The organism is Paenibacillus sp. H1-7, assembly GCF_022354825.1.
Lineage (GTDB): Bacteria > Bacillota > Bacilli > Paenibacillales > NBRC-103111 > Paenibacillus_S.
The window spans coordinates 5,510,911-5,529,694 of the sequence record NZ_CP031168.1 but is presented as its reverse complement, the minus strand read 5'-3'; the positions used below and the strand labels follow the sequence as shown (position 1 = coordinate 5,529,694).

The window sequence follows — 18,784 nt, the reverse complement described above, 5'->3', positions numbered from 1 at the left end:
AATGAACATGGATTTTATTGAAGCATTGTCGGAAATAGAAAGGGAAAAAGGAATTGCGAAGGAAGTGCTGATCGACGCTATCGAGGCTGCACTGATTTCGAGTTATAAGCGCAATTTTAATACGGCGCAAAATGTTCGTGTTGACATTAACCGTCACACCGGATTAATTAAAGTATACGCGCGCAAAACGGTAGTAGAGGATGTGCTCGATCCCCGTTTGGAAATTTCGCTTTATGCAGCGCGTGAAATGAATCAAAACTATCAGTTGAATGATATCGTTGAGATAGAGGTTACACCTCGTGATTTCGGACGCATTGCAGCGCAAACCGCCAAGCAGGTCGTTACCCAGCGTATTCGCGAAGCGGAGCGCGGCTTGATCTATAATGCTTTCGTAGACAAAGAGGAAGATATCGTAACCGGCATCGTACAGCGGCAGGATCTGCGTAACCTATATGTAGATTTGGGCAAGATCGAAGCGGCTCTGCCGTTAACCGAGCTTATGCCTACCGACAAATTCAAGCAAGGCGACCGTGTCAAGGCTTATATTACGAAGGTGGAAAATACGACTAAAGGACCGCAAATCATTTTGTCGCGTACACACCCGGGCTTGCTGAAGCGCTTGTTCGAGCTGGAAGTACCGGAAATTTTCGACGGTGTAGTGGAAATTCGTTCCGTAGCCCGCGAAGCCGGCTTCCGTTCCAAGATTGCAGTGTATTCCCGTAACGCTGAAGTCGATCCTGTAGGCTCCTGTGTCGGTCCTAAAGGAATGCGCGTGCAGACGATCGTCAATGAGCTGAAGGGCGAGAAGATCGATATCGTCCGTTGGATTGAAAATGTCGACGAGTATGTGGCCAATGCACTCAGCCCGTCCAAAGTACTGGAAGTGAACGTATTCGAGAGCGAGAAAATGGCGCGCGTTATCGTTCCTGACTATCAATTGTCTCTGGCCATCGGGATTAAAGGGCAAAATGCTCGTCTAGCAGCCAAGCTGACAGGATGGAAGATCGACATCAAGAGCGAGACGCAAGCGGAGCAGGAATACGGGCGACCAAAAACATATACAGAAGAAATGCATCAGGATTCGGTCAGCATCGATTGATCGATATCATAACGGAGAGAAGCCGGACAGATAGAAGGTGAACACGGATGAAGCAAAGAAAAACCCCACTTCGCAAATGCGTCGCATGCCAGCAAATGATGCCCAAAAAAGAGCTGATCCGCGTCGTGAAAACACCTAATGACGAAATCATCATTGATTTGACGGGTAAAAAAGCAGGTCGCGGAGCCTATCTGTGCGGCAAACTGTCGTGCTTCAAGCTGGCGAAAAAAAGCAAAGCACTGGATCGTGCATTGAAGCATGCGGTTAGCCCGGAAATCTATGACGCGTTGGAGCAGGATTTCATCAAGGTGGAAGATGAATTCATTGCCGGCAAAGAAGCGGCGGTGGACGATGAATCATAAATTTTTTAACAATCTAGGTTTGGCCATGAGGGCAGGCAAGGTCGTCACCGGCGAGGACGCCGTCGTCGATTCGGTCAGAAAAGGCGAGGCCAAGCTTGTTATCGTGGCGGAGGACGCCTCAGTCAATACTTTGAAGAAAGTAAACGATAAGTGCATTACGTATCGGGTTCCCCTACAACAGTACGGCAGCCGTGAGCAGTTAGGAGCAAGTATCGGCAAGGAAACGCGGGTTGTCATCGCCGTAACCGATGCAGGATTTGCGAAAATGCTGAAGAAGAGTCTGGAAAATCGTACGGAGGTGGACAGTATTGAGTAAACAAGATAACAATAAGGATAAACTTAGAGTATACGAGTACGCCAAGTCTTTAAATATGAGCAGTAAAGAGATTATTACGATCCTTAAAAGATTAGGCATACCAGTAAACAATCATATGAGCGTAATGGAGAACGATACCGTGGAGAGTGTGGAAAAATTTTTTAAAGACGTTAAAGCAAATGCAGCGGCCAAAAGGGGAGGAAATGAAGCTTCCGTCAGCACGACGAGCACGGCAGCTAAAGACTCCGGCCAACAGTCGGCAACTCAAGGACAGGGACAAGGACAGCATGTGAAGGCGGAATCAAGACCGCAATCTTCGCAAGGCCAAGGCCAAAGCCAAGGTCAGGGACAATCCGGAAATAACAACAGACCAAACGGCGGCTACCAGCAGCGTTCCGGCAACGATCGTCGTCCGGATCAGCAAGGACAAGGCGGTAATCGCGGCGGCCAGCAGGGAGATCGCAGACCGCAAGGTCAAGGCTCCCAAGGCGGGTATAACCAGCAGCGGTCGGGCAACGGCCAGCAGGGCGGCAGTTATCAGCAGCGATCGGGCAGCGGCCAGCAAGGCGGCTACAATCAGAACCGCGGCGGACAATCAGGCGGCCAGGGGAATCAAGGCGGCCAGAACCGTCAAGGCGGGGGAGGCTACGGCCAAGGTCAGCAAGGCAACCGAGGCGGCGCATCTGGCGGCTATAACAACGCCAACCGTTCCGGGGATCAGCGCCCGAGCCGTCCTCAAGGCTCCGATCAACGGAAGCCTTTTGAACAACGCGGAGCAGGTCAAGGCGGCTCGAACGGGTTTAACAAATCGATTGCTGTCAATGCGTCCAGACCGGCGCCTAACGTAGATGTGGATCAGGACGATGCTTCAGGAAACAAAGGCAAGACGACCAAGAAGACGAAGCCGAATCAGAAGCGTTTTGATGATAACAAAGTCAGCTCGTCCAGAGGGCCTCAGAACAATAGAGGCAACAACCGGAATCAAAAGGGCAGATATCAGCAGGAACCTGTTAAAAAGGAAAAAATCGATAACACACCTAAGAAGATTATTGTCCGCGGCACGATGACCGTTGGTGAGTTGGCCAAAGCGCTTCACAAGGACGCTTCGGAAGTCATCAAGAAATTGCTGTTCCTGGGTATTATGGCCACAATCAACCAAGAGCTGGATCTGGATGCGATTCAACTGCTGGCCGGTGACTACAATGTTGAAGTCGAGCTGAAGATTCCTGTCGAGGAAGATAAATTCGAGAATTTTGAAGAGAAGGACGACGAGGCGGATTTGCAGGAGCGTCCACCGGTTGTTACGATCATGGGTCACGTTGACCACGGTAAAACGACATTGCTCGATGCAATCCGCAAAACGAGCGTAACCGAAGGCGAAGCAGGGGGCATTACCCAGCATATCGGTGCGTATCAGGTCGAAATTCATAACAAGAAAATTACGTTCCTCGATACTCCGGGCCACGAAGCGTTTACTTCGATGCGTGCCCGCGGTGCGCAAGTTACCGACATTACGATCATTGTAGTAGCAGCCGACGACGGTGTTATGCCTCAGACGGTTGAAGCCATCAACCATGCCAAAGCAGCCAAGGTACCTATTATCGTAGCTGTGAACAAAGTGGATAAGCCGGATTCCAACCCGGATAAAATTAAACAAGAGCTTACCGAATATGAGCTGGTGCCTGAGGAGTGGGGCGGAGATACTATCTTCTGCAACATTTCTGCGAAACAGCGCATCGGACTCGAGAACTTGCTTGATATGATTCTTCTCGTAGCCGAGGTGCAGGAGCTTAAAGCTAACCCGGACAAACGTGCGAGAGGTACGGTTATTGAAGCCGAGCTCGACAAAGGAAAAGGCCCGGTTGCTCGTGTGCTCATTCAACACGGTACGCTCAAAGTCGGCGACAGCTTCGTAGCCGGCGTATGCTTCGGCCGCGTTCGCGCAATGGTTAACGACAAAGGCAAGCGCCTGAAGGAAGCAGGCCCGTCTACTCCGGTCGAGATTACCGGTTTGACGGAGGTTCCGCAGGCGGGAGATCCGTTCATCTGCTTCGAGGATGAGCGTAAAGCCAGAACGATCGCAGAGAAGCGTGCTGTAACATTGAGACAGTCCGAAATGGGCGCTAACGTTCGCGTCACTCTGGACGATCTGTACAAACACATCAAGGACGGCGAGATCAAGGATCTTAACGTTATTATTAAAGGGGACGTACAAGGCTCCGTTGAAGCGCTGCGCGGCTCTCTTGAGAAAATCGACATTGAAGGCGTGCGCGTCAAAATTTTGCACAACGGCGTAGGCGCGATTACCGAATCCGACGTAATTCTTGCATCTGCATCGAATGCGATCGTCATCGGCTTTAACGTTCGTCCAGAGCCTCAAGCCAAAAATACGGCAGATCAGGAAAAGGTCGACATTCGTCTGCACAGCATCATTTACAAAGTCATCGAAGAGATCGAACAAGCGATGAAAGGGATGCTGGATCCGGTATACAAGGAGAACGTCATCGGGCAAGCCGAAGTCCGTAATATTTTCAAGGTTTCCAAAATCGGGGTTATTGCCGGTTGTATGGTTATTTCCGGTAAAATTGCCCGTAATGCACAAATGCGCTTGATCCGCAGCGGCATCGTAGTGTTCGAAGGCAACATCGATTCCCTCAAACGTTTCAAGGACGACGCGAAGGAAGTAGCCCAAGGTTACGAGTGCGGTATATCTCTGGATAAATTCAACGATATTAAAGAAGGAGATATTATCGAAGCGTTTGTGATGGAAACTGTTGAGAGGTGATCTGAATGGCGCGTATTCGCGTAGGAAGAGTCGGAGAACAAATTAAGAAGGAATTAAGCCAGATCATTCAGTCCGAGCTGAAGGATCCGCGCATCGGTTTTATTACGGTAACCGGAGTAGAAGTGACGAACGATTTGTCACAGGCCAAAATTTTTCTTAGCGTTCTAGGTACCGACGAACAAAAGGAAGAAACGTTAAAGGCGCTTGGAAGAGGCAGCGGCTTTATCCGGTCGGAGCTCGGCAAACGAATCCGTCTCCGTAAAATTCCCGACCTGATCTTCAGGTTCGACGCTTCCATTGATTATGGAAGCCATATCGAGAAGCTGTTGAACCAAATTAACGGGGAGAATGCCCCATCATGACGGTAATCGTTCAATCGGACGACTATACCGCGATGCTGGAGCAGGCGGCACAATTTATACGATCCAACGATCATTTCCTGGTGGTATCCCATGTTCAGCCGGACGGGGATGCCGCCGGGTCCACTTATGCCGTAGCCTGGATGCTACAATCGTTAGGCAAAACATTCACATTAATCAACGAAGGGCCTATACCCGATAAGTTCATCTATATGGCGGCTGATCGGCATTCCGTCGTTCATTATGAAGCAGATCCCGGATCCGTTACACAGCGGTATACTCGTGTAATCAGCGTGGATTGCGCCGATTATTCGCGTATCGGGTCCGTCCATAAGCTGTTTGCCGAAGGTGTTCAACTATTGAATATCGACCATCATGCAACGAATGACCGTTTCGGAAGCAGTAACCTTGTGCTTGAACAAGCCGCTGCTACAGTCGAGGTGCTGTACGACTTGTGTGTTCATATGGAGATTCCATTTACGCATGAGCTGAACGTATGCATTTATTCCGGCTTGTTAACCGACACGGGCGGGTTTCGTTACGCCAATACGACTCCCAAGGTCATGCAGATTGCTGCCGACATGCTGAGTCGAGGGGTCAAGGGCCATGAGCTTGCGGAACGGCTGCTCGAAAAGCTGTCGTACCCGCAAATTTCGCTGATTAAGACCAGCCTGTCCACTCTGTCGTTCGCTCACTCGAATCGGGTGGCATGGCTTTCCGTGACTTTGAATGACGTAAAAGCAAGCGGAGCAAGCAATGAAGATCTTGACGGCCTCGTCAACTACCCTAGAAATATTGAAGGGGTTGAAGTGGGTCTCTTGTTCAAAGAACGAGGCGAAGGAATCGTGAAAGTTAGCCTTCGTTCAAACGGAAGAGCGGATGTGGCCAAGGTCGCCAAATCGTTTGGCGGAGGCGGTCATGTACGTGCTGCAGGCTGTGCCGTCCAAGGCACACTGGAGGAAGCGATTGAACGGGTCGTGAAGGAAGTAGGTCTGGCATTGGAATGACAATGGAATTGGAAGGCATTTTACCTATCTGGAAGCCTGCCGGCTTTACTTCGCATGATGTCGTTGCCAAAGCGCGGCGCATATTGAGAATAAAACGGATTGGCCACACGGGTACCCTGGATCCGCAGGTTACCGGCGTTTTGCCCTTATGCATAGGACGGGCCACCCGGCTCGTGGAATATATTCAGGAGCTTCCGAAGGAGTATGAAGCTACGCTGAAGATCGGTATTGCTACGGATACGGAGGATGCCGGCGGTCAAATAACCGCGCAGGTAGATGACGTGCGATTGACCGAAAAGCAGGTTATCGATACAATCCAATCGTTCGTCGGCGATATTCTTCAGGTGCCTCCCATGTATTCCGCGGTCAAGGTGGATGGGAAACGGCTGTACGAGCTTGCCCGTCAAGGAGTGGAGGTCGAACGCAAATCGCGTACGGTCACCATATATCATATCGATATTATTGAGATGAACCTGACGCTTGACCATCCGGAAATCCGTTTCCGGGTAAAATGCTCCAAAGGGACGTACATTCGTACTCTTTGCGTCGATATCGGCAAAGCGCTCGGGTACCCTGCGGTTATGTCTCATCTGGTTCGTACGTCCACAGGCAACATAGGACCGGAGCAATGTCTGACACTGGAGCAGGTCGAACAGCTGCAGCAGGAAGGACTTCTGTCAGGGAAGCTGATTCCGGCTGAACAGGCTATGGCTCATATGCCGGCGGTGCATTTGAACGACAGTCAGGCACGCAAGGCGCTGCTCGGACAGAAGCTTCATATAACTCCCGCGGAGATGGCGCCGTTAACTGCGTCCATGGACGGCAATTACGCTGCGTATAGTCCGGATTCCCGGTTTATCGGCATATTTCAATGGGACATCGCCCAATCGGAGCTGCGGCCGGTAAAAGTTTTTTCGTAAGCCAGCTTCGTCTGAAGAGAATGTAGGTGATGTATAGGATGCAAACGATACAATTATCATACCCCATCAACGAAAGCAATCATTCCGAAGCCATGAGGCCGCAGGTGCTGGCCATCGGAGAATTCGACGGTATACATCTCGGCCATCAGGAAGTCATCAAACGTGCGGTTACTACGGCGGAGAAACTGAGGATTCCGGCTTCGATCATGACCTTCCACCCTCATCCCAAAGAGGTGCTGGGGCAGGAGAAGTACGCTGAGCTTCTTACTCCGATTCAGTATAAGCAGAGCGTTCTCTCGCAATTGGGCGTCGACACAATGTATCTGGTAGCTTTCAATTCCGATCTTATGAAAGTAACTCCTGAGGAATTCGTAGAGCAAATGCTGGTTCCGATGAAAGTGAACACGGTCATAGTTGGATTTGATTTCACCTTCGGATATCGTGGAGCCGGGACGCCTGATACGCTATGCGAGCTAGCCAAGGGTAGATTCACCGTTGAAATTATTCGCCCTTACCATCAGGACGGAATCAAAGTAAGCAGCACGCAAGTGAGAGAGCATCTGAACGACGGTCATATCGAAAAGGTATCCGCGCTGCTGGACCGCCCTTATTCCGTTACCGGTACGGTCGTGACCGGAGACGGCCGCGGCAGCAAGATCGGCTTTCCTACCGCAAATATCGAGCTCTCTGAATCTTTCGTTATTCCCGTCCTAGGCGTTTACGCCGTGAGAGTAACCATAGACGGCGAAGTCCATGATGCGGTGATGAACGTCGGTAAGAAGCCTACTTTTGTCGACAATTTGGAGCGGCCTACTCTGGAGGCGCATTTGTTCGACTTTTCGCAGCAAATCTACGGCAAGGCGGTATCGGTGCAATTTATTTCCTTTCTCCGCCCGGAACGCAAGTTCGGTTCGGTGGATGAGCTGGTTGCGCAAATCCGCTCGGATGCGGATCGGGCCCGATCTATTTTGGCTGCGAAAAAATAATCACGGTTCTCTATTTTACTTTTATAGCACTTGTGTGCTATACTGATATTCGTTGTCGGTCATAAGACCCGGCAAGGAACCTTGGCATGGAGATTCGAGGACTCCGACGTTCTCTGGGCCAATGGGGATATACACATACGGAGGTGAACGAACGATGGCATTGACACAAGAGCGTAAGCAAGAATTGATCCAAACGCACAAAACTCATGAATCCGATACAGGATCTCCTGAAGTGCAAATCGCAATTCTTACTGAGAACATTGTTAACTTGACTAGCCACTTGAAAACGCACAAGAAGGATCACCATTCTCGTCGCGGTTTGTTGAAAATGGTAGGTCAACGCCGTAAACTGTTAGCTTATTTGAAAAACAAAGACGTTAGCCGTTACAGCGCCCTGATCGAGAAGCTTGGTCTTCGTCGATAATAGGATTGACATCAAAGAGCAACCTCGGTTGTCTGCTGTTCGAGTCCGTTTCGGGCTGGAGCAGCGGACAAAGCGGTTGCTTTTTCGTATGTTTCTTTATTCGATGAGAGATTTATTTCGAAAAAGAAGGAAATACTAGGCATTATGCAGAAGTGATAGTAGTTCATTTTAGCAGCGTGTAATTTTTCTTAGGAGGATTTTATGGAAAATAAAGTACAAATGGATTTAGGCGGCCGTCCGTTAATTCTGGAGACCGGGCGTTTGGCTAAGCAGGCTAATGCCGCTGTAACAGCACGCTATGGGGATACCGTCGTGCTTTGCACAGTGACCGCTTCTGCTGAGCCTAAGGATCTGGACTTCTTTCCTTTGACCGTGAATTATGAAGAACGGTTGTATTCCGTAGGGAAAATTCCCGGGGGATTCATTAAAAGAGAAGGCCGTCCAAGTGAGAAGGCGATTTTGGCAAGCCGGTTGACCGACCGTCCGATTCGTCCGCTATTTCCGGAAGGTTTCCGCAACGATGTACAGGTTGTAGCGATTGTTATGAGTGTGGATCAAGAATGCTCGCCGGAAATTGCTGCGATGATCGGGGTTTCGGCTGCACTTAGCATCTCCGACGTTCCATTTAACGGGCCGGTTGGCGGAGTTATTGTTGGCCGCGTAGACGGACAATTCGTCATTAACCCTACCCTAGAGCAGGCGGAGAAGAGCGATATTCACCTGGTGGTGGCAGGAACTAAGGATGCCATCATGATGGTTGAAGCGGGCGCGGATGAAGTGCCTGAGGAAGTTATGCTCGAAGCGATCATGTTCGGCCATGATGAGATCCGCAAAATTGTCGCCACTCAAGAAGAGCTGGTTAAAGCAGCGGGCAAGCCGAAAATGGACGTGAAACTACATAGTGTTGATGCAGAAGTCAACAGCGAAGTTCGCGCATATGCTCAAGAGAGATTGGTTGAAGCTGTTAAAATCGCCGAGAAGCATGCAAGACAAGATGCGATCGATGCGATCAACGCAGAAACCGTTGCGCACTTCGAGGTTCAATATGAGGAAGCGCCGGAGAAGCTGGGCGATGTGAAGGAAACGTTGTATGACATCGTGAAGGAAGAGGTTCGCCGCCTGATCACTCATGATAAAGTGAGACCGGACGGCCGCGGCTTGGATGAAATCCGCCCGATCGAGTGCGATATCAACCTGCTGCCTAGAACTCACGGCTCCGGATTGTTTACTCGTGGTCAGACACAGGCGTTGAGCATATGTACTTTGGGCGCACTAGGCGACGTACAAATTCTCGACGGATTGGATCTGGAAGAAACCAAACGGTTCATGCACCATTACAACTTCCCGCCGTTTAGCGTTGGGGAAGCAAGACCGCTTCGTCCTCCGGGCCGCCGTGAAATCGGTCATGGCGCACTTGGTGAGCGTGCATTGGAGCCGGTGATTCCATCGGAAACAGATTTCCCTTACACCATTCGTCTTGTATCCGAAGTATTGGAGTCCAACGGTTCTACTTCGCAGGCAAGTATTTGCGCAAGCACGCTGGCAATGATGGATGCAGGCGTACCGATCAAAGCTCCGGTTGCAGGGGTAGCAATGGGTCTGATCAAAGACGGAGAGCATTTCTCCATTTTGACTGATATCCAGGGTATGGAAGATCATCTCGGCGATATGGACTTTAAAGTGGCAGGTACGGCGACAGGTGTTACAGCACTGCAAATGGATATTAAAATTGACGGCATCGACCGCGCCATTTTGACACAAGCATTGGAGCAAGCGAAGAAAGGCAGAATGCACATTTTGGGCAAAATGCTCGAGCGTATTCAACAGCCTAAGCCTCAATTGTCCCCTTATGCGCCTAAGATCCTTACCATGCAAATCAATCCGGACAAAATCCGCGATGTTATCGGTGCAGGCGGTAAGATCATCAATAAAATTATTGAAGAAACCGGCGTAAAAATCGATATCGAACAGGATGGCCGCGTATTCATTGCTTCCTCCAATGAGCAAATGAACGAAAAAGCCCGTTCTATCATTGAAGGTATCGTGAGAGAAGTGATAGTCGGCGAAACGTACCTTGGTACAGTAAAACGAGTGGAGAAGTTCGGTGCATTCGTTGAAATTTTGCCAGGCAAGGAAGGCTTGGTCCACATTTCCCAGCTGTCTACAGAGCGTGTGGCAAAAGTGGAGGATGTGGTAGCAGTTGGCGATACCATTACGGTCAAAGTGACGGAGATCGATCAGCAGGGCCGCGTCAATTTGTCCCGCAAAGCAGTATTGCAAGCGCAAGTACCGGCACAATCGTAATACCGATTTCAATAGCATGAACGACAAAGAGCCAGAGACCGTCTGTCTCTTTTTGTTTTTTTACCACCTCATCTTCGAAGAACTTCGATTGGAGTTTTTTATCATAAGGAGAGGAAGACATAATCTTGTCCGATCGCGCATATGAATGGGACAAACGATTCTAACTAACGACAGGAGCAGGGGTATGAAACGTGTTCGGGTGTTAGTGTTGTCGGGGCTCTTTGTCACCGTGTTCATTGGTTTAAAGCAATCGGATAGCATAAATACCTTTGTCGAGTACGCGCAAATCCATAATGTCCAAGCCGCCGCATCCACACCTTATCTGCCAGATATTTCTTCAGCTGCAATGGCGGTATGGGAAGGAGCCAAGAAGCTTCAGCTGGATCGCCGTGAGGTGCTGCTGGAGCAAATAAGGCAGGAGGCGGCAAAACGAAACGTCGCTCCCATCAATGCCACAATCGATCGTGTATGGAAGGCGATTCCCGGCTACAACGGATTGGAAGTGGATGTGGAGCAGTCGCTTTTTTTGTCCGAGCACCAGCAGGATAACGGCAAGCCCAAGATCGTCATGAAGGAAGTGGCACCTGCCATTGGTCTGGAGCAGCTTGGCGCACAGCCGATTTATAAGGGCAATCCGAACAAGCCTATGGTCGCTTTTATGATTAATGTAGCATGGGGCAACGAGTATTTGGATAAAATGCTGGACGTAATGGAGAAAGAAAAAGTACATGCCACCTTCTTTTTTGACGGCAGCTGGTTAAAGGACAATATCCCCGTCGCTAAGAAAATTAAAGAAAAGGGACACGAGCTCTCCAATCACGCCTACTCTCATAAAGATATGAGCACGCTGGGCCGCTCACAAGCTGCGTTGGAAATAACGAAAACGGAGCAGCTTCTCCAAAAAGAGCTCGGCGTTCAAAATAAACTGTTTGCTCCGCCATCGGGCGATTTTAATCAACAGACGGTGGAAGTAGCGCATGATTTGAAGCTGAAGACGATACTATGGACGCTCGATACGGTGGATTGGAGACGACCGGCTCCGCAGACGATCGTTCGTAAAGTGCAAACCAAGGTGGAGCCGGGGTCATTAATTCTGATGCACCCGACTTCTTCTTCAAGCGAAGCACTCCAGCAGATGATTCAGGTTATTAAAAGCAAGGGCCTCCATCTGGGAACGGTAAGCGAGGTTATCTCGCCAAATCGTGTTCCGGAAGTTGAGTCTACAAAGCAATAATGGTAATATCATAAAGGTATATAGAGAGATATTCCAAGGAGGCACCTTTCATTGAATAAATACACATTAAATAACGGCTTGCGCGTCATTGTGGAGCCCATCCCTACATGCCGCTCCGTATCCTTCGGGATCTGGGTCAAGACCGGATCGCGTAACGAAACGAAAATAAACAACGGGATCTCCCATTTTATTGAACACATGCTGTTCAAGGGGACCGATAAATATTCGGCCAAGGATATTGCTGAAATATTCGACGGTATCGGAGGAAATGTCAACGCGTTTACTTCCAAGGAATATACGTGTTATTACGCCAAGGTACTTGACGAGCATTTGCCGATAGCGGTCGAAGTGCTTGCCGATATGTTCTTCCGCTCTGCATTTGACCCAACGGAGCTCGAGAAAGAGAAGAACGTCATATTCGAAGAAATTTCGATGTATGAAGATACTCCGGACGATATGGTACATGATTTAATCGCTAAGGCGACATTTGAGGAACATTCCTTAGGCTACACCATCATCGGAACCGAAGAGAATTTAACCGCAATGAATTCCGATACGCTTCGTCAATATATGAAAGAGCAGTATTCGGTTGACAGGACGGTTATCGCCATCGCGGGCAACGTAGACGACAGCTTGATGCCGCTGATCGAGAAGCATTTCGGCCAATACCAAAACGACGGGATAGAGCAGTCGCTGACGGCCCCGGGCTTTGCCGGGCAACTGATGTTTCATGAGAAGAAGTCGGAGCAAAACCATATTTGTCTTTCTTTCCCGGGATTGTCTGCGAAGGATGATCGCTTGTACGCGATGGTTCTGCTCAACAACGCTATCGGAGGCGGAATGAGCTCCCGGTTGTTCCAGGAAATCCGCGAGAAGCGCGGGATGGCGTATTCCGTGTATTCCTACCATACGTCTTATCAGGACGGAGGAATGTTTACGGTGTATACCGGCACGGCTCCTAAGCAAACCGCGGATGTGTTGAACGTTACCATGGAGCTGCTGCATGAGATTAAGGACAAAGGCTTGACGGCAGCGGAGCTGAAGAAGGGCAAGGAGCAGATGAAAGGCAGCTTGATCCTCAGTCTGGAAAGCACAAGCAGCCGCATGAACCGTCTCGGCAAAAACGAGCTGATGCTAGGCAAGCATTACAGCATGGATGAAATTATTGAGAAGATCGAGAGTGTAGAGCTGGAGCATATCCAAGAAATGGTGCAGCACATGATGTCCGTTCCGTTCGCACTTGCAATGGTCGGCCAAAAGGATGACGTTCTCGAAGGCTTCAGGAGGGATCAGCTTGTTTAACGTACAAATCAAACGACTTCCGGGTAGCGAAGGCATCCCGTTACCGCAAAAAATGTCCTCGCTTGCGAGCGGCTTCGACCTATATGCAGCCGTAACCGAGCCGGTTACCTTACAGCCAGGGGATCGTACTCTGATCCCAACCGGTTTTGCACTGTCCATGCCGGCGGAGCTGGAGGCGCAAATTCGCCCCCGCAGCGGTTTGGCTTTGAAACACGGCATCAGTTGCCTGAACTCTCCGGGCACGATCGATGCGGATTACCGTGGCGAAGTCAAAGTGCTTTTAATCAATCATGGTTCCGTACCGTTTACCATAGAACGAAATGAAAGAATTGCCCAAATGGTGTTCCAAATCGTTCCTGTCGTTGAGCTGCAGGAAGTCGACGAATTGACGGATACCGATCGAGGCGCCGGAGGCTTCGGCCATACCGGAACGAAGTAAGAAGCGGCACCTTCCTGAAACCAGGGAGGTGTTTTTTTTGTGCCTGCTTTATAGACGACTATTTCACTCGGAAAACCTAAGTATTATTTATTGCCTGCGTAGACTCGGGGGCAGTAACCCATTAATGGGCGGCCGCATAAGATGAGTTATCGAAAGCGACTTAGAAAGAGGTGAGAAATGAATGCTTACAGGTATTCAAGTGGCTCTCATCGGTGGTGATGCACGCCAGCTTGAAGTTATCAATAAATGCTCTGAGCTTGATGCTTCGATAGTTTTGATCGGATTTGACAATCTGCAAAATCAATTTAGCGGGATCACCAAAGCCGAATTGACACCTGATGCCCTTGAGGCATTGGATGCCATCATTTTGCCGGCGGTCGGCACAGACGATCACGGCATTGTGGAAAGCATTTTCTCTACGTCGGAGCTGCGGTTAACGGAGGATCATTTCAAGGCTTTGCCCAAGCATGCAAAGGTGTTTACAGGTATGGCGAAGCCGTATTTACGCAAGCTGTGCGCTCAATTTTCCATACAGCTTGTAGAGTTGTTCGATCGGGATGACGTCGCTATTTACAACTCCATTCCGACCGCTGAAGGTGCCATTATGATGGCGATTCAAAACACGGATTTTACGATTCACGGCTCTAACAGCATGGTGCTTGGATTCGGCAGAACAGGGATTACGGTGGCGAGAACATTACAGGGGCTCGGGGCGAAAGTCAAAGTCGGCGTCAATAAACCGGAGTATTTTGCAAGAGCTTGGGAGATGGGCTTCACCCCTTTCTATACGCAGGATCTATATGCTCAGGTGGCGAATATTGACTTGCTTTTTAATACAATTCCATCTATGATAGTCACAGCACAAATTATTGCCAATATTCCACATCGCGCAGTAATCATTGACTTGGCCTCGAAGCCCGGCGGGACGGATTTTCGTTTCGCGGAGAAGCGGGGGGTCAAGGCATTGCTTGCTCCGGGACTCCCTGGCATTGTCGCACCTAAGACAGCCGGTCGCATTATTGCCGACACCTTGAGCCGGATCATTCTTGAGGATGCAGGACAGAGGAGGAATAAGGAATGAATTGGCAAGGAAAGACCGTAGGCTTTGCGTTAACGGGATCGCATTGTACATTTGCTGAGGTAATGCCTCAAATTCAGCGTTTTGTAGATGCCGGAGCCCGGGTGGTTCCTATCGTTTCTTATACGATACTTACTACGGATACTCGTTTCGGTACCTCTGAAAATTGGCAGAAACAGTTGAAAGAGATTACTGGAAATGATATTATTGCTTCAATTGTAGATGCGGAGCCGTTAGGTCCGTCCAAACTGCTGGATGTGCTGGTTATTGCGCCGTGCACAGGGAATACGACAAGCAAGCTGGCGAATGCCATGACGGAAAGTCCGGTGTTGATGGCGGCCAAAGCGCAAATGCGCAACCAGAAGCCTCTTGTATTGGCGATTTCCACCAATGACGGTCTTGGATTGAATGCTATGAATATCAGCAAGCTGTTAATCACCAAGAACATATACTTTGTTCCGTTCGGTCAAGACGCGCCAACGGCCAAGCCGAATTCTCTCGTCGCGCGCATGGATCTGATTATGGAAGCCTGCGAGGCGGCCCTTGAAGGGAAACAGCTGCAGCCGATGATTATCGAACGGTTCAATTATCAATAATGATTACTAGCCCAGGGGAGAGACAAATAAAATGTCGAATCAGAAGCTATTCAACGTTGCCGTAGTCGGTGCAACAGGAGCCGTAGGTGAGCAGATCATCCGTTTGCTGGATGAGCGCAACTTCCCCATTCAACAATTGAAGCTTTTGTCCTCCGCTCGTTCTGCTGGCACCAAGCTGCAGTTCAAAGGGCAGGAGATAACAGTGGAGGAAGCAACGGCAGACAGCTTCAGAGGCGTTGATATCGCGTTGTTCAGCGCAGGCGGAAGCATCAGCCAGGAGTTGATTCCCCAAGCAATCGAGCATGGAACCGTTTGTATCGATAATACGAGCGCCTTCCGGATGGATCCGGATACTCCGCTTGTTGTTCCCGAAGTGAATATCGATAGAATCAATGAGCATAAAGGGATTATTGCCAACCCGAACTGCTCCACAATCCAAATGGTTGCTGCGTTAAAACCGTTGTACGACCGGTACGGGATTTCCCGTATTATCGTATCTACTTATCAAGCGGTATCCGGCGCAGGCGCCCGGGCCATTGATGAGATGCTGCGCCAATCCAAGGAGATTTTGGCAGGCAAAGATATGGAACCGCAAATTTTGCCTGTCGGCTCATTGCCGGTGAAACATCAAATCGCTTTTAACGCTATTCCACAAATTGACAAATTTACGGAAAACGGTTTTACTTACGAAGAAATGAAAATGATCAACGAGACCAAAAAGATCTTGGGTGACGACTCACTGGAAGTAACCGCGACTTGTGTACGCATTCCGGTTGTTTACGGCCACTCCGAGTCGGTTTATGTCGAATTGAAACAGGATTTTGACATCGAAGAAGTCAAACAATTGATCGCTGACGCGCCGGGCATCGTGCTGCAGGATAATCCTGCCGAGCAGCAATACCCGCTCGCAACGGACGCCGCAGGCAAGCTTGAAACGTTCGTAGGCCGCGTTCGCCGCGATCTGAGTAACCCGCGAGGTCTTAATATGTGGATTGTGTCTGACAATCTTTTAAAAGGCGCAGCTTGGAATGCCGTGCAAATTGCAGAATATATTGCTATTGAGCAAGAGTAAGGTGCAAGCCACCGCCAATAGGAATAATTCTCGTTGCGCTTATTCGGCAAGCGATCCTATTGGTGAAAAAGCGGGCTTCCATCAGGAAGCCTAGCTTTTGTTTGCATATAGGGAAAAGCTTACGAAACAGGCTTTCTTATGAAAGCCCAGAATACGCTTACGAAGCAGTTTTTGCTAACGCAAAAACTCTTAGGAGGGACCTCTCATGAAAATTCTGGTACAGAAATTCGGAGGCACGTCCCTTTCCAACGTCGAAGCAAGAGCACTCGTCCTAGAACACATCGAAGACGCTTTGAAGCAAAATTACAAGCTAGTTGTCGTCGTATCGGCCATGGGAAGAAAAGGCGAGCCCTACGCAACAGACACGCTACTGGATTTCATAGCGAATAACGGCAATCACTTGCCGCCAAGAGAACGAGATATGTTATTATGTTGTGGAGAGCTTATTTCCGCTGCCACCTTGTGCAGCCTTCTCCACGCAAAAGGGATTTCGTCCCGCGCACTTACGGGAGCGCAAGCCGGAATCGTTACTAACGATGAATACGGCAACGCTCAAATCGTTTCCATTCAGCCTCAACGGATCCTGGACCTGCTGGAACAAGAGCAGGTAGTTATCGTCGCCGGCTTCCAGGGCCAGACGAAGAATTATGATTTTACAACATTAGGCCGGGGCGGCAGCGATACGACAGCGACAGCTCTCGGAGCTGCGCTGAAAGCGGAAATTGTCGATATTTTTACCGATGTAGACGGCATCCTGACGGCCGATCCTCGAATTGTCGAGGACGCAAGACGATTGCCTATCGTATCGTATTCCGAAATATGCAACATGGCTCACCATGGTGCCAAGGTGATTCATCCCCGTGCCGTTGAAGTGGCGATGAATGCGAACATACCGATTCGCGTCCGTTCTACATTCAGCAAAGATCCGGGAACGCTGGTAACCCATCCGGATGCTATACCGCATGATAAGGATTGGATTCAGGACCGGTTCGTTACGGGCATAGCGAATTTCTCAAGCATCACTCAAATCCAGGTCGCCGCGGGCGAAGGGGTCTACGATCTGCAGCTCAGAGTGTTCAAAGCAATGGCTCAGCACCATATCAGCGTAGATTTCATCAACGTGAATCCATCAGGCGTAGTTTACACCGTATTCGATCACGAAGCGGACAGAGCCGTAAGGATATTAACCGAATTAGGATATAAACCGCAACATACCTCGAATTGTGCCAAAGTATCGATCATCGGCGGCGGAATGAATGGCGTACCGGGGATTATGGCGCATATTGTCGAGGCATTGACGGAAGAAGATATAAGCATTTTGCAGTCGGCGGATTCGAACACAACCATCTGGGTGCTTGTCCAAGGGATGGATATGGCCAAAGCGGTCCGTGCCCTGCACAGGAAGTTTGAGTTACACAGATAAACAATGTAGGAGGAATTATTCGTGGATTTCGGAAGACTTATTACAGCAATGGTCACCCCATTTGACGCCAACTTGCAAATTGATTGGGATCAGGTTGCTAAATTAATGGACTACTTGATTGACGAACAAGCAAGCGACAGCTTAGTCATTTGCGGAACGACCGGGGAATCCCCTACGCTTAAGGAAGAGGAAAAGCTGAAGCTGTTCGAGTTTGCAGTGAAGCATGCCAACGGGCGCTGCAAAATTATTGCCGGTACGGGCAGCAATGATACCGAGCACACCATTCATTTGTCCAAAGAAGCCGAGAAGCTTGGCGTAGACGCGCTGCTGCTTGTAGCGCCATATTATAACCGTCCATCCCAAGAAGGGCTGTATCAGCATTTCAAAGCGGTTGCCGAAGCGGTTTCCGTACCTTGCATCATTTATAACGTGCCTGGACGAACCGGTGTAAATATTAACGTGGATACGACTATCCGCCTGTCTCATATTCCTAATATCATTGCGACGAAAGACTGCGCCGACCTGGACCAGCTTACGCAAATTGCAGCCAACGCGGCTCCGGGCTTTATCGTATACAGCGGCGAAGACAGCATGACTTTACCTGCCTTGTCCATTGGAGCCTACGGGATTATCAGCGTAGCGAGCCATGTGATTGGAAAAGATATGAAGAATATGATAAACTGTTATTTGCAGGGAGACATCCGAGAGGCAACTCAGCTCCATGCCAAGCTTCACCCCGTATTCAAAGGATTGTTTGAATGCCCGCATCGTGTACCAAGCCCTGCTCCTGTTAAATTCGCATTGAACCATAAGGGCATTGAAGTGGGGGGAGTTCGTTTACCGTTAATAAATGTAACCGAAGAAGAAGGACGATTCATTGCTTCCTTGTTTGAATGAGAAGTCTTGGAAAATCGGTGCGTTTTTTAGCATCGGTTTTATTTTTTTAGGGGACAATAGGTTGTAAAAGAGCCAACTTGTAATTGCAGTTTTGCTTAATGTATAATGGTGGCAAGTGACTGGTGCGGTTTTTGGTTTTTCGTTCATACAAAAATTCGTCGTCAATTTGAATTAGGAGGTA

General features: G+C 49.4%; 18 protein-coding genes. All 18 read left to right on the top strand.

The features are described 5' to 3' along the window. Window position 1: 1 nt before the first annotated feature. The 18 genes from nusA to dapA all read left to right on the top strand — a co-directional run bounded on the left by nusA (window position 2) and on the right by dapA (window position 18,603). Window positions 2-1,099, top strand: a complete 1,098-nt coding sequence (gene nusA / locus DVH26_RS24245) for a transcription termination factor NusA (protein ID WP_239626338.1) — start codon at window positions 2-4, stop codon at window positions 1,097-1,099. Window positions 1,100-1,146: 47 nt separating this feature from the next. Continuing rightward, a complete protein-coding gene (gene rnpM, locus DVH26_RS24240; RefSeq protein ID WP_239626336.1) occupies window positions 1,147-1,461 on the top strand; it encodes an RNase P modulator RnpM in 315 nt (104 codons plus the stop codon). Then, the gene (locus DVH26_RS24235; RefSeq protein WP_239626334.1) at window positions 1,451-1,777 is read left to right on the top strand and encodes a YlxQ family RNA-binding protein; all 327 of its coding nucleotides are present in this window, start codon (window positions 1,451-1,453) and stop codon (window positions 1,775-1,777) included. Before rnpM ends, DVH26_RS24235 begins: the two co-directional genes overlap by 11 nt. Next, a complete protein-coding gene (gene infB / locus DVH26_RS24230) occupies window positions 1,770-4,562 on the top strand; it encodes a translation initiation factor IF-2 (protein ID WP_239626333.1) in 2,793 nt (930 codons plus the stop codon). Before DVH26_RS24235 ends, infB begins: the two co-directional genes overlap by 8 nt. Window positions 4,563-4,567: 5 nt before the next feature. Further along, complete coding sequence (gene rbfA, locus DVH26_RS24225; protein WP_239626329.1) at window positions 4,568-4,924, top strand: 30S ribosome-binding factor RbfA; 357 nt, start codon at window positions 4,568-4,570, stop codon at window positions 4,922-4,924. Then, a complete protein-coding gene (locus DVH26_RS24220) occupies window positions 4,921-5,928 on the top strand; it encodes a DHH family phosphoesterase (protein WP_239626327.1) in 1,008 nt (335 codons plus the stop codon). The genes rbfA and DVH26_RS24220 overlap by 4 nt, the downstream gene beginning before the upstream one ends. A 2-nt stretch (window positions 5,929-5,930) precedes the next feature. Continuing rightward, on the top strand, window positions 5,931-6,848 hold the full coding sequence (truB, locus tag DVH26_RS24215; RefSeq protein WP_239635470.1) for a tRNA pseudouridine(55) synthase TruB: 918 nt from the start codon (window positions 5,931-5,933) through the stop codon (window positions 6,846-6,848). A gap of 38 nt (window positions 6,849-6,886) precedes the next feature. After that, window positions 6,887-7,834 carry a bifunctional riboflavin kinase/FAD synthetase gene (locus DVH26_RS24210; protein ID WP_239626325.1) on the top strand — a complete coding sequence of 316 codons (948 nt, stop codon included), beginning with the start codon at window positions 6,887-6,889 and terminating at the stop codon, window positions 7,832-7,834. Window positions 7,835-7,988: 154 nt separating this feature from the next. Then, window positions 7,989-8,258, top strand: a complete 270-nt coding sequence (rpsO, locus tag DVH26_RS24205; RefSeq protein ID WP_239626323.1) for a 30S ribosomal protein S15 — start codon at window positions 7,989-7,991, stop codon at window positions 8,256-8,258. A 201-nt stretch (window positions 8,259-8,459) separates the two neighbouring features. Further along, on the top strand, window positions 8,460-10,562 hold the full coding sequence (pnp, locus tag DVH26_RS24200) for a polyribonucleotide nucleotidyltransferase (RefSeq protein WP_239626321.1): 2,103 nt from the start codon (window positions 8,460-8,462) through the stop codon (window positions 10,560-10,562). A gap of 184 nt (window positions 10,563-10,746) precedes the next feature. Next, window positions 10,747-11,796 carry a polysaccharide deacetylase family protein gene (locus tag DVH26_RS24195; protein ID WP_239626318.1) on the top strand — a complete coding sequence of 350 codons (1,050 nt, stop codon included), beginning with the start codon at window positions 10,747-10,749 and terminating at the stop codon, window positions 11,794-11,796. A gap of 51 nt (window positions 11,797-11,847) precedes the next feature. Beyond that, window positions 11,848-13,098 carry a M16 family metallopeptidase gene (locus DVH26_RS24190; protein ID WP_239626316.1) on the top strand — a complete coding sequence of 417 codons (1,251 nt, stop codon included), beginning with the start codon at window positions 11,848-11,850 and terminating at the stop codon, window positions 13,096-13,098. Next, window positions 13,091-13,537, top strand: a complete 447-nt coding sequence (gene dut, locus DVH26_RS24185; RefSeq protein ID WP_239626314.1) for a dUTP diphosphatase — start codon at window positions 13,091-13,093, stop codon at window positions 13,535-13,537. Before DVH26_RS24190 ends, dut begins: the two co-directional genes overlap by 8 nt. A 181-nt stretch (window positions 13,538-13,718) precedes the next feature. Next, window positions 13,719-14,618 (top strand): dipicolinate synthase subunit DpsA, encoded by a 900-nt coding sequence (gene dpsA, locus DVH26_RS24180; RefSeq protein WP_239626313.1) that lies wholly within the window; start codon window positions 13,719-13,721, stop codon window positions 14,616-14,618. Then, window positions 14,615-15,211 (top strand): dipicolinate synthase subunit B, encoded by a 597-nt coding sequence (locus DVH26_RS24175; RefSeq protein ID WP_239626311.1) that lies wholly within the window; start codon window positions 14,615-14,617, stop codon window positions 15,209-15,211. The genes dpsA and DVH26_RS24175 overlap by 4 nt, the downstream gene beginning before the upstream one ends. Before the next feature lie 31 nt (window positions 15,212-15,242). After that, window positions 15,243-16,283 (top strand): aspartate-semialdehyde dehydrogenase, encoded by a 1,041-nt coding sequence (locus DVH26_RS24170; RefSeq protein ID WP_239626308.1) that lies wholly within the window; start codon window positions 15,243-15,245, stop codon window positions 16,281-16,283. Window positions 16,284-16,488: 205 nt separating this feature from the next. Then, on the top strand, window positions 16,489-17,706 hold the full coding sequence (gene dapG / locus DVH26_RS24165) for an aspartate kinase (protein WP_239626306.1): 1,218 nt from the start codon (window positions 16,489-16,491) through the stop codon (window positions 17,704-17,706). Between the two features lie 21 nt (window positions 17,707-17,727). Further along, on the top strand, window positions 17,728-18,603 hold the full coding sequence (dapA, locus tag DVH26_RS24160; RefSeq protein ID WP_239626304.1) for a 4-hydroxy-tetrahydrodipicolinate synthase: 876 nt from the start codon (window positions 17,728-17,730) through the stop codon (window positions 18,601-18,603). The last annotated feature ends 181 nt before the right edge of the window (window positions 18,604-18,784 follow it).

What these genes read in the sequence shown, in the direction of transcription:
- nusA (WP_239626338.1), top strand. Translation starts at nt 2, where the DNA reads ATGAACATGGATTTTATTGAAGCATTGTCGGAAATAGAAAGGGAAAAA.
- rnpM (WP_239626336.1), top strand. Translation starts at nt 1,147, where the DNA reads ATGAAGCAAAGAAAAACCCCACTTCGCAAATGCGTCGCATGCCAGCAA.
- DVH26_RS24235 (WP_239626334.1), top strand. Translation starts at nt 1,451, where the DNA reads ATGAATCATAAATTTTTTAACAATCTAGGTTTGGCCATGAGGGCAGGC.
- rbfA (WP_239626329.1), top strand. Translation starts at nt 4,568, where the DNA reads ATGGCGCGTATTCGCGTAGGAAGAGTCGGAGAACAAATTAAGAAGGAA.
- DVH26_RS24220 (WP_239626327.1), top strand. Translation starts at nt 4,921, where the DNA reads ATGACGGTAATCGTTCAATCGGACGACTATACCGCGATGCTGGAGCAG.
- truB (WP_239635470.1), top strand. Translation starts at nt 5,931, where the DNA reads ATGGAATTGGAAGGCATTTTACCTATCTGGAAGCCTGCCGGCTTTACT.
- DVH26_RS24210 (WP_239626325.1), top strand. Translation starts at nt 6,887, where the DNA reads ATGCAAACGATACAATTATCATACCCCATCAACGAAAGCAATCATTCC.
- rpsO (WP_239626323.1), top strand. Translation starts at nt 7,989, where the DNA reads ATGGCATTGACACAAGAGCGTAAGCAAGAATTGATCCAAACGCACAAA.
- pnp (WP_239626321.1), top strand. Translation starts at nt 8,460, where the DNA reads ATGGAAAATAAAGTACAAATGGATTTAGGCGGCCGTCCGTTAATTCTG.
- DVH26_RS24195 (WP_239626318.1), top strand. Translation starts at nt 10,747, where the DNA reads ATGAAACGTGTTCGGGTGTTAGTGTTGTCGGGGCTCTTTGTCACCGTG.
- dpsA (WP_239626313.1), top strand. Translation starts at nt 13,719, where the DNA reads ATGCTTACAGGTATTCAAGTGGCTCTCATCGGTGGTGATGCACGCCAG.
- DVH26_RS24175 (WP_239626311.1), top strand. Translation starts at nt 14,615, where the DNA reads ATGAATTGGCAAGGAAAGACCGTAGGCTTTGCGTTAACGGGATCGCAT.
- DVH26_RS24170 (WP_239626308.1), top strand. Translation starts at nt 15,243, where the DNA reads ATGTCGAATCAGAAGCTATTCAACGTTGCCGTAGTCGGTGCAACAGGA.
- dapG (WP_239626306.1), top strand. Translation starts at nt 16,489, where the DNA reads ATGAAAATTCTGGTACAGAAATTCGGAGGCACGTCCCTTTCCAACGTC.